Raw genomic sequence first — 354 nt, 5'->3', positions numbered from 1 at the left:
ATAAGACCATGTTTATTAGGTTACGACCTGATACTACGAGTTTACTTTTCTGCTTAATTCTACTTGTTCGATGTTTACATTCTTCTATCTATTCAAATTTGCCTATTGTATTCAATGTACTTTAGCCCCTTTACGATGTCTTTCTTGAAGCTACCACTGACCTCACTAAGCCAATTTGGATGAAAATCATCCTTATAATTCTGCAATTCAGCAAGCGCGTAACCTGTAATTTGTGATGGAAGATAGCCTTTAGTTGATGTAGACCAACCGCCCCATCCATCATCGGATTGCCATTGACTAAAAGTAAATCGACTTGCTCCCATAAATAAGCCGAATCCATACGCAATAGATAAG

1 pseudogene is annotated in these 354 nt (G+C 37.6%); it reads right to left on the bottom strand.

Annotation, left to right across the window (positions count from 1 at the left end):
- Positions 1-92 precede the first annotated feature (92 nt).
- Positions 93-354, bottom strand: a pseudogene (locus A3850_RS20360) (hypothetical protein); the annotation flags it as partial.

The organism is Lewinella sp. 4G2 (assembly GCF_001625015.1).
In the GTDB taxonomy this organism is placed as follows: Bacteria; Bacteroidota; Bacteroidia; order Chitinophagales; family Saprospiraceae; genus Neolewinella.
This window is presented reverse-complemented; position numbering and strand designations above follow the sequence as displayed.